The sequence below is a fragment of the Streptomyces chartreusis genome (assembly GCF_008704715.1).
Taxonomy (GTDB): domain Bacteria; phylum Actinomycetota; class Actinomycetes; order Streptomycetales; family Streptomycetaceae; genus Streptomyces; species Streptomyces chartreusis.
This window is the reverse complement of sequence record NZ_CP023689.1, coordinates 491,241-504,118: the sequence shown is the minus strand read 5'-3', so window position 1 is coordinate 504,118 and position 12,878 is coordinate 491,241. Positions and strand designations below refer to the sequence as shown.

Here is a 12,878-nt window from a genome sequence, read left to right as displayed (position 1 = left end):
GCCCCTTCAGGGCAGCAGTCGCCGTTCCTTCGCCACGGCCACCGCGCCCGCGCGGGTGTCGACACCGAGTTTGTCGTAGATGCGGCGCAGATGGGTCTTGACCGTGGCCTCGCTGATGAACAGGGCGCGGGCGATGTCACGGTTGCCGATGCCGCGGGCGAGCTGGGCCAGGATGTCGCGCTCGCGGTCGGTGAGGGTGGGCCGGGGCCGGCGCAGGCTGGCCATGACCCGGCCGGCGACCGGGGCCGACAGCGCCGTCCGTCCCTCGGCGGCCGCGTGGATCGCGGCGAAGAGCTCGTCGGGGCGCTCGGCCTTGAGCAGATAGCCGGTCGCCCCGGCCTCGATGGCGCGGGTGATGTCGGCGTCCGTGTCGTACGTGGTCAGGACCAGGACATGGGTGCGGGCGCCGGGGGACGAGGTGAGCCGGCGGGTGGTCTCCACACCGTCGATGCCCTCGCCCAGTTGCAGGTCCATCAGTACGACGTCCGGGGTGAGCTTGGCGGCCAGTGCGAGCGCCTCCTCGCCGGTGCCCGCCTCGCCCACGACCTCGATGTCGGGGGCGCTGTCGAGCAGGGCGAGCAGCCCGGCCCGTACGACGGCGTGGTCGTCGCAGACCAGGATGCGCACGGGCGCGCGGTCGGGGCTCATCGGGGCGCCTCCAGAGGGACGGCTGCGGACAGGACGGTGCCCTCGCCGGGCGTGGACTCGACGGTCAGTGTGCCGCCGAGCGCGCGCAGCCGGGCCCGCATGGCGGGCAGCCCGTGCCCGCGTCCGCCGTCGGGGGAGTCGGGCAGGGCGGCGGGGTCGAAGCCGTGGCCGTCGTCGGCGACGTCCAGGACGACCTCGTCGTCGAGGACGGTGAGGGTCAGGGCGGCGCTGCCGGCGCCGGCGTGCTCACGGACGTTGGCCAGGGCGCCCTGGGCGACCCGCAGCAGGGCCGAGCGGACCCGGTCGGGCAGCTGGGGGAGCCGGCCGTCGCCGTCGATGTGGACGCGTACGGCCAGGTCGGCGCCCGACTCCCGCGCGGCCAGGGCACGCAGCGCCTCGTCGAGACCCTCGCCGCCGGCGAGGTCGGCGGGCGCCAGGTCGTGCACGAAGCGCCGGGCCTCGGCGAGGTTGTGCTCGGCGACGGAAGCGGCGGTGCGGACATGGGAGCGGGCCTTGCCCGGTTCGGTCTCCCACACCCGGTCCGCGGCCTGGAGCAGCATCCGCTGGCTCGACAGGCCCTGCGCGAGCGTGTCGTGGATCTCCATGGAGAGTCGCTGCCGTTCGGCGAGGGTGCCCTCGCGGCGCTCCGAGGCGGCGAGTTCGTGCCGGGTGCGAAGCAGGTCGTCGATCAGGACGCGCTGGCGTGCGGTGTGCCGTTCCATCTGCAGGAACACGGCCGTGGCCAGGGCGGCGACGGCCGGCGGCGCCAGCACCAGGTTCGGGTCGAAGCGGCCCGAGAGCTCCACCTGCGCGGCCACGACGAACACGGTCAGGACCGCCACGAGAGCGAGGGCCGCGCGCGGCGGCAGCGTACGCAGACCCGTGTAGAACAGGGGCACCGCGCACCACGCGAAGCTGGGCGCGAGCACCACCAGGACCATCCACACCACGACGGTCAGCGCCAGCCACGCCTTGTGCCGGCGCGTGGGCCGCAGGCCCGAGTCACCGGCCCTGGGCCCCAGCAGGTGCAGCGCGGCGAGCACCACGGACAGCGCGATGATCCACGGCGTACGGGGTTCGCCGGGGTGACGCAGCAGGAAGCGGGCCAGCGCACCGCCGAGCAGCAGGAAGAACGCCGCGTCCATCACGGCGCCGAGCCACCTGGTGTCCACGGTGCTCGGTTCGTACGACCGGTTCCCCATCCGGGGCCGCCTCCCTCCCTGCTCGTGTGCGCTGAACTGGGCAAACACCTCCATTGTGGCCCGGTGCGGCCCCGGGTGGGTCAACCGATCGGATGACCCCCGTGTCGTCCGTCCCGTGGCCCCACGGCAGCCGGAACGTCGACCGTCCGGGGCCGTTTCCGGGCCGAGGGTGGAGAGCGGACGAAGCGGGGCGGCAACCGGGCCGCCCGCCCACCGAAGGAGTCGACCGACCCATGAACCCTGTGCACAAGAAGTTCTCCCGCCGTGCCCGCGTCGCCACCGGCGGTGCCGTGCTCGCCGTCGTCGCCCTGGCGGGCTTCGGCGCGGTGAACGCGAACGCCTCCGCCCCGGCCACGACCTCCGCTGCCGCCACGTCCGCCGCCGTCCCGGCCCGGGCCACCACCACCTCCACCCACCTGACGATCGACGCCGCCACCGAGGCCGCGCAGGCCGCGCTCGACGCCGCCGAGAAGGAGAACCAGCGCGTCACGGTCGCCGTCGTCGACCGCAACGGCAACACCATCGTCACCCTGCGCGGCGACGGCGCCGGCCCGCAGTCCTACGAGTCCGCCGAGCGCAAGGCGTTCACCGCGGTCTCCTGGAACGCCCCGACGTCCCAGCTGACCGAGCGCCTCCAGCAGGCCCCCACCCTGAAGGACATCCCCGGCACCCTGTTCCTGGCGGGCGGCGTGCCCGTCACCGCCGGCAACGCCCCGATCGCCGGCATCGGCGTCGCGGGCGCCCCGTCCGGCACGCTGGACGAGAAGTTCGCTCAGGCGGGCGCGCAGGCGATCGGCCGCTAGTCACCGGACGCGCGCAGCGAGTCCATCTCCCGGTGGACGGGGCCGAGCGGTCATCAGCCGCTCGGCCCCGGCACGGCGACGCGGCCGTGACAACCGCCCTGTTCACCCCGCTGCATGCGTGCCGGGACGGGCGCGGCGAACGGTGTCGGTGGGGCCCATTAAGCTCCCGCCCATGAGTGAGGGAGACAGAGGCCCCGGCAGACGGGTTGTCGACGGGCGCTTCGAGTTGGAGGCCCGTCTCGGCGGCGGCGGGATGGGGACGGTCTGGCGGGCCAGGGACCTGGTGCTGCACAGGCTGGTGGCGGTCAAGGAAGTCCGGCCGCCCGACCGGGACCTGGCGGAGTACGACCCCGAGGGCGCGCGGATGCTGCGCGAGCGTGTGCTGCGTGAGGCGCGGGCGCTGGCCCGGATCGACCATCCGAACGTCGTCACCATCCACCACATAGTCGACGGCGGCGAAGCCACCTACCCATGGATCGTCATGGAGTTGGTCAGCGGCGGCTCGCTGGCCGACCGGCTGGCCCAGGGGCCGATGCCGCCCGCCGAGGCCGCCAGGATCGGCCGGGGTGTGCTGGCCGCGCTGGCCGCCGCGCACGATGCCGGCATCCAGCACCGGGACGTGAAACCCGCCAATGTCCTGCTGCGGTCCGACGGCCGGCCAGTCCTCACCGACTTCGGCATCGCCGCGATCCGTGAGACGACGACCAACCTCACCGCGACCGGCTCCATCATCGGCACGCCCGACTTCATGGCCCCGGAGCGCATATCGGGCCACGAGGGCGGCGCCGCCTCCGACCTGTGGTCGCTGGCGATGATGCTGTACACCGCGCTGGAGGGCCACCATCCGCTGCGCCGTGGCACCCCGCTGGCCACGCTCGCCGCGGTCCTCAGCGACGACGTACCGCATCCCGTGCGTGGCGGCGCCCTGGGCGGGGTCCTGATGAGCGTGCTCGTACGGGACCCCTCCGCACGGCCGTCCACCGAGGAACTGGACCGCAGGCTCGCCGAGTTCGAGTCGTCGCCGACCGGCCCGGCGCCCGTGCCGAACCCGCACACGTCCTATCCGCTGAACCCGCCGACGCCGACGCCGATGCCCTCCGGCACCATCTCCCCCTCGTACCCGGGAACTTCGGGCTCGTCGACCACGTCCGTCCCGTTCGGCGCCCCCGCCTCCGCGCCGACGGTCGCCCCCGCCGGCTTCGGGCCGCCGCTCCAACTCGGGCCGTACGCCACGCCTCAGCCGGTCACCGCGCCGGTGCGGGCGGAAGGCCGCCGCACCCCCAACCTGCCCGTCCTGCTCGGCGTCTCGGGAACCTCGCTCGCCGGAGCCCTGGCCCTGCTGTGGTGGCTGCTGCCGCTCGGCGGCGGTTCGGGCGATTCGGGTGACACTGGCGCGCGGAACCCGTCCACCACCTCGGATTCGAGGCCGACCTCGTCCTCCACGGCCTCCTCGGAAGGGGCGTCCGGCGCCCCGGCCGCACAGCGGTCGCAGGACACGGACTCCGCCGGCGGGGTGCTCACCCCTGCCGGCATCCGCGCCGCCATCAAGGCCCTGGAGAAGGAGACCGGCCGGAACAGGTACGGGGACTTCAGCATCTACGACGACTTCGTGTCCGCCGAGGTCATGGTGGACGGCAGCAACACCAAGTACGACTCGTACACCTACCGCCCCGGGAGCGGCGTCGAGAAGGGCATCATCAAGAGCACCCTGTCGGGCGGCGAGGAGCCCTTCACCCTCGACAAGTACGACTGGGACGCGGTTCCCGCGCTGCTCGCCGAGGCCGACAGGAAGCTCAACGTCAAGAACCCGGACATGCGTTACATCCTGGTGAAGTCGCACGACAGCGTCTTCGACACTCCGGCTCATCTGGCCGTCTACCTGAGCGACGAGTACGGCGAGGGCGGCTACCTGGAGGCCACTCCGGGAGGCAAGGTGACCGACGTGACGCCATCGGAGGGCTAGTAGCGCGAGTCACCTTTGGCCGAAGTTCCCCTTGCGGTGGTCAGCCCACCCCCTCACGCATTCAATTTAGGTTAGGCTAACCTATGCCGCGTGCAGGCAGGTGAAGAGATCTCCGCGGTGCGATCCCGCGGACATGAACTGTCGGCCACGGGTGTCACCGTGGCCTACGAAGGCGTCGACGTCGTCCACGACGCGTCGGTGACGCTGCGGCCCGGCGAAGTGACCGTGCTGGTCGGTCCGAACGGCAGCGGCAAGTCGACGCTGCTGCGGACGATCGCGCGATTGCAGCGGCCCCGTACCGCCGCCCTCGTCGTCGACGGCGCCGACGGACTGGCGCTGACCCCGCGTGAGTTCTCGCGCCGGGTCGCGCTGCTGACGCAGGGGCGCCCCACGCCCAGCGGCCTGACCGTACGGGACGTGGTCGAGTTCGGCCGCTACCCGTACCGGGGCCGCTGGGGCAGGGCCGACCCGGACGGCCCCGCCGCGGTCGAGCGCGCGCTCGCCATGACCGGCGTCGCCGACCTCGCCGACCGCGGCGCGGAACACCTCTCGGGCGGACAGCTCCAGCGCGTATGGCTCGCCGGCTGCCTCGCCCAGGAGACCGGTGTACTGCTCCTCGACGAGCCGACGACCTACCTCGACCTGCGCTACCAGATCGAACTCCTCGACCTCGTCCGCGACCTGGCCGACGACCACGGGATCGCCGTCGGCGCAGTCCTGCACGACCTCGACCAGGCCGCCGCCCTCGCCGACCGGATCGTGCTGCTCGACGAGGGGCGGATCGTCGCGGAGGGACTCCCCGAGGACGTACTGACGGCAGATCTGCTGACCGGCGTCTACGGCATCCGCATCGAAGTCGGCACCGACCCCCTGACCGGACGGCTGCGCACCCGCGCGATCGGCCGGCACCACACCCGAACCGAAAGGCTCAGCACACCCTCATGAGACGCCTGATGACGACCGCGGCGGCCGCCACCGCCGCGGCGCTCGCCCTGACCGCCTGCGGCACGACCGAGCCCGCCGCCGACAGCGACGACGCCAAGAAGGCCAGCGAGGGCATCACCCTCACCGACGCCTCCGGCACCAAGGTCGAACTCGACGGACCGGCGAAGAAGGTCGTCGGCACCGAGTGGCACGAGGTCGAACTCCTGATATCGCTGGGCGTCGACCCGGTCGGCGTCGCCGACGTCAAGGGCTACAAGACCTGGGACCAGGCCGTCCCGCTGAAGAACGAGCCCAAGGACATCGGCACCCGCGGCGAGCCCAGCATGGACACCATCGCCGCGCTCAAGCCGGATCTCATCGTCGCCAGCACCGACCTGCCGCCGGCCGCCGTGAAGCAGCTGCGCAAGGTCGCCCCCGTCCTGGAGGTGCGCTCCGCCAGCGCCGCCGACCCGATCGGGCAGCTGACGAAGAACCTCGACATCATCGCCGAGGCCACCGGCACCGGCGAGCGAGCCGAGAAGATCAAGGACGCCTTCGACGCGAAGGTCACCGAGGGCAAGAAGGCCCTCGCCGACGCCGGCCTCGACGGCGCCCCGGTCGCCTTCGCCGACGGCTACGACATCTCCAACCAGGTCTCCATCAGGCCCTACACCAGCGGCTCCCTCATCGGCGCGGTCAACGAGCAGCTCGGCCTGAAGAACGCCTGGAAGGTCGAGGGCGACAAGGACTACGGGCTCGGCACCACCGACGTCGAGGGCCTCACCAAGCTCGGCGACGACGTGCGGTTCGCCTACATCGGCAACGACGGCGACAAGGGCAGCACCCCCTTCACCGACGCCCTCGCCAAGGACAAGGTGTGGACCTCGCTGCCGTTCGTGAAGAAGGGCGACGTCCACCGACTGCCCGACGGCATCTGGATGTTCGGCGGGCAGGAGTCGATGGGCGCCTACATCGACGCCCTCGTCAAGGAGCTGACGAAGTAACACCATGGCCGTCACCGCAACACCTCCCGCCATCCGTCCGCCGACGGCCCCGTCCCGGACCGGCGCGGCCGCGGTGACGGCCGTACTCGTCCTGCTGGTCGCGGCGCTGGCGGTCGTCGACATCACGCAGGGCACGGCCGCCGTCGGCGCCGGTGAGGTCCTCAAGGCCCTCACCGGCCGGGCCGACGCCGCCGACGCCTCCGTCGTCATCGCCTCCCGGCTGCCGAGAATGACCGCAGGACTCCTCGTCGGAGCCCTGCTCGGCATGGCCGGCACCGCGTTGCAGGCGGTCAGCCGCAACGTCCTCGCCTCGCCCGACACCCTCGCCGTGAACGCCGGTTCCTACATGGCGCTCGGGCTGGTCGCCGTCACCGGTGTGTCGCTGCCGCTGCTCGCCTCCTCCGGCGTCGCGTTCGTCGGAGGCCTCGCCGCGGCGGCCGTCGTGCTGGGCCTGTCCGGTCTGGGCACGGGCACCGTACGCCTCGTGCTCGCCGGCAGCGCCCTCGCCCTCGGCCTCACCGCCGTGACCGAGGCGCTGCTCCTGCTCTTCCCGCAGGAGACCCAGGGGTTGTACCGGTGGAACCAGGGCAGCATCGCCCAGAACGGGTTCGACGGGGTGCTCCAGGTCGCGCCGCTCGGCGTCCTCGGACTACTCGGGCTGCTGCTCGTCGCCCGCCGGGTCGACGCCCTGGCGCTCGGCGACGACGCCGCCCGCGGGCTCGGTGTCCCGGTGCGGGCCACCCGCGTGACCGCGGTCGTTCTCGCGACGCTGCTGTCCGCGGCCGCCGTGACCCTCGCCGGCCCGATCGGCTTCGTCGGCCTGTGCGCCCCCGCCCTCGTGCGTGCCCTCGCCCGCAGGTTCCGCGGGTTCGTGCGGGCGAGGGCGAACCTGCCGGTCACCGCCCTGACCGGTGCGGCGCTCGTCCTCGGCTCGGACGTGCTGCTGCGGGCCCTCGTGCCGACGGACCTCGCGGTCGCCGTGCCCACGGGCGTCGTCACCAGCCTCGTCGGCGCCGTGTTCCTCATCGTGATGGCCACGCGGCTGAAGGACACGGCCGCGGCTGCCGCCCCCGACCGGCTGCGCATCCGCAGCAGGGCCGTCTTCCTCACCACCACCGTCGTCCTGGTGGCGGTGTTCGTCGGCGTGACCATCGCCGCCGTACTGCTCGGCGACAGCAAGCTGTTGCTGGGTGACGTCGTGAACTGGGCGCAGGGCAGGGCGGGTCGGACCGTCGGGTTCGTCCTGGACACGCGGGTGCCCCGCGTGCTCGCCGCGCTCCTCGCGGGCGCCGCGCTCGCCCTGGCCGGCACGCTTGTGCAGGCCGTGACGCGCAACCCGCTCGCGGAACCCGGCGTCCTGGGTGTCTCCGGCGGGGCCGCGCTCGGTGCGGTGCTCCTGGTGACGACTGTGCCGTCGGCCGGATCGTGGGGCGTGGCGGGTGCGGCCTTCATGGGCGCCGCGATCAGTTCCGTCGTCGTCTTCGGGCTCGCCGCGCGCGGCGGGTTCCAGCAGAACCGGCTCGTCCTCGTCGGCATCGGTGTCGCCACCGGCACCACCGCACTGGTCAGCCTGCTGATCGTCCTGACCGACCCGTTCAACGCGGCGAAGGCCCTGACCTGGCTGTCCGGCTCGACCTACGGGCGGTCCCTGTCCGACGTCGCGCCACTGGCGGCCGTACTGGCCGTGGGCGTGGCCGTCGCGGCCCTCAGGCGTGTGGAACTCGACCTCGTGTCACTGGACGAGGACACCCCGAGACTGCTCGGACTCGGCCTGGCCCGCGGACGCCTCGGCTTCCTGCTGCTGAGCGTCCTCCTCAGCGCCACCGCGGTCGCCGCCGCGGGCACGATCGGCTTCGTCGGCCTCGTCGCCCCACACGCGGCCCGCGCCCTCGTCGGCCGCCGACACGCCCGGGTCGTCCCCGTCGCCGTCCTGCTCGGCGCCGTACTCGTCTGCACCGCGGACCTGCTGGGCCGCACGGTGATCGCCCCGGCCCAACTCGGCGCCGGCCTGATGACGGCGGTGATCGGAACGCCGTACTTCCTCCACTTGCTGGTACGGAGCCGCCGCTAGGCCGTGTATCGGAAGTGAATCCGCTCATGAGTCCGTGCGAGTACTCCGCAGGTGCGCCGGCACGGCCCACCACTGGTCCGGGCGGTCCACGACCGGGGCGTCGGGGCCGCTCTCGCCGTACCGGGCGAGGCGCAGAAGGTAGGCCGCGATGCCTGCCGCGCCCTGCATCCACGTCGTCTGGGGCGGCAGCAGCGGCGGGTCCTCGCGGTGTTCCAGAAAGCGCCAACGGGCGCCCGCATCATCCCTGATGACCCGGTCGACCAGCGCATCGCCCATCCGGTGCGCGGCCCGCAGCAGGGTCTGCCTCCGCTGCGGCGCCCGGCAGTCCTGGGCGGCGTCCAGCAGGACGTCTCCGACGCCTGCCGTTCCGCAGCAGCGGCCGTCGTTGTCCCAGAAGCCGGGACGGAGGCGTTGCGGCAGGCCCGAGGTGAGGATCGAGGTCATACAGCGGTGCCGCAGTTCGTCGACGTCATGGCCCGCCACCTCGGCGACCCCTGCGTGCGCCAGTGCGGTGAACAGGTGCGAGGTGCCCGCCGGGCCGTGGCACCACGTGTACGTCACCGGTTCCACCTCCCGTTTCGACGGCGGGATCGTGTGCGGGACGACGAAACCGGCGTCCTCCAAGGACCCCACCGAGAGGACGTGCCGGGCGCCTTCCACCGCGGCCTCGATGAAGTCCTGACGGTCCAGGGCGGTGCCCGCGACCGCCAGTGCGGCCGCGATGCCGGCGGTTCCGTGCGAGTAGTTCGGTGCCCTCGACGGCCTCCCCGGCGTCATGCCCCAGTCGAGGCCCGCTTCCGTACGGTCCGCCGCCCGCAGCAGCGCCTCGCCTCCCGTCGTCGCGATCGCCCCTGCGAACTCGCTCTTCGCCCAGACCGCCGTCATCACGACGCCCGCGGTCCCCATGATGACGTCGGTGAGGGGCGCGTCGGAGCCCGGTTCGAAATCGAGGGTGGTCTTCCATCCGTCGCCGGTCGCCAGGGTGGCCAGCCGCCGCAGTGCCACCGCTTCCTCGCCCGGGGCGAGCAGTCTGAGCGCCGTCGCGTCGCCTGCGAGGCCGTCGTACAGCGAGGGTTCCGTTCGCTGCCCGGCCTGTGCCGACAGCCTGGTCACGATGCCGGTCGCCAGTGCCGCTTCTCGCGCGCTCAGCTCCCGGTACTGCGCGATCTCGGCCAGCACCGGGGCCAAGCCGGCGATCCCCGCGTACAGCGAATCGCGGTCCTGTGGCGGCGACATGGTTTCCGGACCGCCCTCCACCACCGCCTGCACGAGCCATGGGCCCTCGGCCTCGCGCACGTGGTCCAGCACCCACGACCAGGCGGCCTCGCCCACGTCCCGATATACGTCGCTCCTCATCCGGTCACGCTACAACCCCTCGGATGAGCAGGCCCGTTCGGCAGGGTGCCGCCGGTCTGCCGGTTCCGGCGGTCCTGGGTACCGGCTTCCGCGGCTGCCTTCAGGTCACGCAGCCCTGCTTCTAGGCCGTCGCGCAGGATCTTGGTCGCGGTGGGAACTCCTGCGTCGACCTGCGCGCCGGTGTGGGTCTCTTCCGTGCGTACGAGGACACCGCCCTCGGCCTCGGTGAAGTTCCAGATGGTGCGCAGCGGCGCGTGGATGACGGTCCGGGTCCGGTAGCGGACCCGTGCGTCGGGATCGACGCCCTGCCCACGACAGGTGAGGGGCTTCCCATGGGCGACACCGGTGCGCAGACGCCCCGGGAGCGCTATCGCGCCCAGGTGCAGGCGGAGATCAAGGAACGCGCATGGGAGCAGATCGCCGCGGCCGGTGTGACCGCGCTCTCTCAACGCGGTCGCCAAACAGACGGGTGTGAGCGGGCCCACGCTCCACCGCTACTTCGCCGGCCGCGGCGAGTTGATCACCGAACTCGTTCGACCTACGGAGGGATGCTGGAGGGCTACCCGTGCAAGCCCGTCAATGACATGAAGGTCAGGAGTCTCCAGCGGCAGGCTGAACGTGCGTTCCCCTCCACGCCGGTCCATGCGGCTCCCCCTCCCGCGAGTGCCCGGACCAGGCTGCCGGCGCCTTCGGCCCCCGTTGAGGTGCTGCCTTCCGTGAAGCGTATGCCGTCGATCAACTGCCGCCGGGACCAGACGGGCGGCCGCCCCGCCCTCATCCCCTTCGGTAGCAACGGCTCCAACACCGCCCATTGCTCGTCCGTGAGATCACCCCGACCCATGAACTGTGATCATTCACAGCCCAAGATCCACTTTCGATACACGGCCTAGGAGCCGTCCACGGGGACTGTCAGTCGGCCTCCGCCTCGATCAGGGAGAACGGCTCGGCGTCCGCGAGTGGGGTCACGTCGGTGACGGTCAGGCCGGCGCGGCGGCACACTTCCTCGAAGTCCTGGCGGGTGCGCTCCCTGCCGCCCACGTTCACCAGCATGTTGAGGTCGCTGAGGTAGGTGATCGCGCCGTCGCTCACCTCGGCCCGGGTGGCCGGGGCGACGGCTTCGGGGAGCACGGGCTCCACGATCAGTACGCGCCCGCCGGGCGGCAGCACCTCGCGGCAGTGGGTCAGGATCGTGACCGCCTGTTCGTCCGTCCAGTCGTGCAGGATGCTCTTCATCAGGTAGAGGTCCGAACCCCCGGGCACGGCGCGGAAGAAGTCCCCGGCGAGCAGGGAGCAGCGTTCGCCGAGCCCGTGCCGCTCCAGCGTCTTCGGCGCCTCGGCGAGACCCTGCTCCGTGTCGAACACGACGCCGCTGAGCCCGGGATGGGCGTCGAGCACCGCGGTCAGGAGAGTCCCATCGCCCCCGCCGACGTCCGTGACCCTGGAGAACCGGCCGAAGTCGAAGGCGTACGGCAGCACGGCGGCGGTCTCGGCGACGGCTTGGCTCATCGCCGAGTTGAAGCCCGCCGACAGCTCGGGATGCCGGGCGAGGTGACTGAAGAAGTCCGTGCCGAAGACCGTGTCGAACGCGACCTCCCCGGTACGGACGCTGTCGTCCAGGTGCTCCCAGGCCCGCACGATCGTCGGCTCGGTGAACATCCCCACGAAGGAGGTGAGGGAGTCAGGGCGGCCGGAGTGCAGCAGCGCACCGGCCGGCGTCACCGAGAACGAACCGGGCGCGTGCTCCTCAAGCAGACCGAGAGCGGCCAGGGCGCGCAGCAGCCGGGTCATCGGCTGAGGTGCCGTACCGGCGTCCGCGGCCACCGCGACGGCCGACCGGGTGCTCTCGCCGACCAGCTCCACCACCCTCAGCCGGACCGCCGCGCGCAGGGTCTGCGCGGCCATGCTCCCGAACGCCAGCCGGACGACGAGATCGCGGTCGGCCGTGGCTGCCGCTCGGGCATCGGTGCTCGTCACGGGTGCTTCCTTCCTAGGTGTGCGGGCAGTTGCAGGGGCCGGGTGGGCATGGGTCAGCCCGCGGACGTGTTCATCGCGGCCAGGGCGCTCGGTGTGAATCCCGCGAGTGCCAGTACGTCGCGATGGAGATGGGACTGGTCGGCGTACCCGCACGCCAGAGCCACGTCGCCGATGCTTCCGCCCGAGGTCAGCGCGCGGGCCGCGTGATCGAAACGCACCAGCATGGCGGCCCTTTTGGGTGTGAGCCCGATCTGCGCGCCGAACCTGGACCACAGCCGCTTGCGGCTCCAGCCGCAGTGCGCGGCGAGATCGGTGATCCGTACGCGCCCACGACGGGCCACGATGGTGTCCCAGACCCCGGCGACCTCGGGCGACATGGCCGGTGCGGCCGCGGCCCGCTCGGTGAGGAACGCGTCGGTCAGAGCGAGGCGTTCGGCCCAGCCGCCGGTGTCCGTAAGCCGTTCGACGAGGCGCCGTGCCTGCGGTCCCCAGAGGTCCTCCAGGCTCGTCACCGACCCGTGCAGCTCGTGCGGGGCCACACCCAGGACGGCGTAGGCGGCCCGGGGCGACAGGCGCACCTCGACGCACTCGACCCGCTCACCGCGAATGCGGGCAGGGCCCGGCGTCATCGAGGCGACGAGGTTCGTCATGGGCCGGTGGCCGCCAGTGCCGTCCACGGAGAGCCGCGTGTCCCCGAGTCCGATGACGACGATCACGGCGGGCTGGGGGAGCACCCGCATGTCCAGGCCGGCGGCCGCGCGGTCACGGAAGCCGGCCATCGCCACGCCTTCGAGGGGCGAGGCACCGAGGGGGTGGGCGACCTCCCAGCCGTCGTCGGCATCACGGCCCCCGCGAGTGAGGCCCACCTGCTGTGTGCGCATACCTCTACGGTCGCCGACTTCGCGCACCCTGTCTTGGACGAAAGTTCCGGCG

At 72.4% G+C, this 12,878-nt stretch carries 11 protein-coding genes and 3 pseudogenes; 7 read left to right on the top strand and 7 right to left on the bottom strand.

Annotated features, from left to right (window positions below):
* Nucleotides 1–6 precede the first annotated feature (6 nt).
* Nucleotides 7–648: a response regulator gene (locus CP983_RS02070; RefSeq protein WP_125525098.1), complete on the bottom strand. Its 642-nt coding sequence runs from the start codon at nt 646–648 to the stop codon at nt 7–9.
* A complete protein-coding gene (locus CP983_RS02065) occupies nt 645–1,850 on the bottom strand; it encodes a sensor histidine kinase (RefSeq protein ID WP_150498284.1) in 1,206 nt (401 codons plus the stop codon). The genes CP983_RS02070 and CP983_RS02065 overlap by 4 nt, the downstream gene beginning before the upstream one ends.
* 233 nt (nt 1,851–2,083) lie before the next feature.
* On the opposite strand from CP983_RS02065, the gene CP983_RS02060 reads away from it, so the two are divergent.
* From CP983_RS02060 to CP983_RS02040, 5 genes are all read left to right on the top strand, one after another.
* Nucleotides 2,084–2,653: a GlcG/HbpS family heme-binding protein gene (locus tag CP983_RS02060; RefSeq protein ID WP_176574148.1), complete on the top strand. Its 570-nt coding sequence runs from the start codon at nt 2,084–2,086 to the stop codon at nt 2,651–2,653.
* A gap of 172 nt (nt 2,654–2,825) precedes the next feature.
* A complete protein-coding gene (locus CP983_RS02055; protein ID WP_150498283.1) occupies nt 2,826–4,616 on the top strand; it encodes a serine/threonine-protein kinase in 1,791 nt (596 codons plus the stop codon).
* A 90-nt stretch (nt 4,617–4,706) separates the two neighbouring features.
* Nucleotides 4,707–5,561, top strand: a complete 855-nt coding sequence (locus tag CP983_RS02050; RefSeq protein WP_150498282.1) for an ABC transporter ATP-binding protein — start codon at nt 4,707–4,709, stop codon at nt 5,559–5,561.
* A complete protein-coding gene (locus CP983_RS02045) occupies nt 5,558–6,544 on the top strand; it encodes an iron-siderophore ABC transporter substrate-binding protein (protein ID WP_150498281.1) in 987 nt (328 codons plus the stop codon). The genes CP983_RS02050 and CP983_RS02045 overlap by 4 nt, the downstream gene beginning before the upstream one ends.
* Nucleotides 6,545–6,548: 4 nt before the next feature.
* Nucleotides 6,549–8,615, top strand: coding sequence for an iron ABC transporter permease (locus CP983_RS02040; protein ID WP_150498280.1), 2,067 nt, complete (start codon nt 6,549–6,551; stop codon nt 8,613–8,615).
* A gap of 24 nt (nt 8,616–8,639) precedes the next feature.
* Here the strand turns inward: CP983_RS02040 and CP983_RS02035 are convergent, their stop codons facing one another.
* Together CP983_RS02035 and CP983_RS44575 are read right to left on the bottom strand one after the other, a co-directional pair.
* Nucleotides 8,640–9,971, bottom strand: a complete 1,332-nt coding sequence (locus CP983_RS02035; protein WP_229914614.1) for a lanthionine synthetase LanC family protein — start codon at nt 9,969–9,971, stop codon at nt 8,640–8,642.
* On the bottom strand, nt 9,968–10,342 hold the full coding sequence (locus CP983_RS44575) for an SRPBCC family protein (RefSeq protein ID WP_444545304.1): 375 nt from the start codon (nt 10,340–10,342) through the stop codon (nt 9,968–9,970). Before CP983_RS44575 ends, CP983_RS02035 begins: the two co-directional genes overlap by 4 nt.
* Here CP983_RS44575 and CP983_RS02025 point away from each other — a divergent pair.
* Both CP983_RS02025 and CP983_RS45165 read left to right on the top strand, forming a co-directional pair.
* A pseudogene (locus CP983_RS02025) lies at nt 10,304–10,508 on the top strand (TetR/AcrR family transcriptional regulator); the annotation flags it as partial. The gene CP983_RS44575 and the pseudogene CP983_RS02025 sit on opposite strands and share 39 nt — an antisense overlap.
* Nucleotides 10,496–10,690: pseudogene (locus CP983_RS45165) on the top strand (hypothetical protein); the annotation flags it as partial. The pseudogenes CP983_RS02025 and CP983_RS45165, both read left to right, overlap by 13 nt.
* On the opposite strand, the pseudogene CP983_RS45160 reads toward CP983_RS45165, so the two are convergent.
* The 3 genes and pseudogenes from CP983_RS45160 to CP983_RS02010 form a co-directional block, all read right to left on the bottom strand.
* A pseudogene (locus tag CP983_RS45160) lies at nt 10,690–10,812 on the bottom strand (transposase); the annotation flags it as partial. The pseudogenes CP983_RS45165 and CP983_RS45160 overlap by 1 nt on opposite strands.
* 68 nt (nt 10,813–10,880) lie before the next feature.
* Nucleotides 10,881–11,945: a methyltransferase gene (locus CP983_RS02015; protein ID WP_150498279.1), complete on the bottom strand. Its 1,065-nt coding sequence runs from the start codon at nt 11,943–11,945 to the stop codon at nt 10,881–10,883.
* Nucleotides 11,946–11,998: 53 nt separating this feature from the next.
* Entirely contained in the window at nt 11,999–12,826 is an 828-nt protein-coding gene (locus tag CP983_RS02010; RefSeq protein WP_150498278.1) for a helix-turn-helix domain-containing protein, read from the bottom strand.
* Nucleotides 12,827–12,878: the final 52 nt, after the last annotated feature.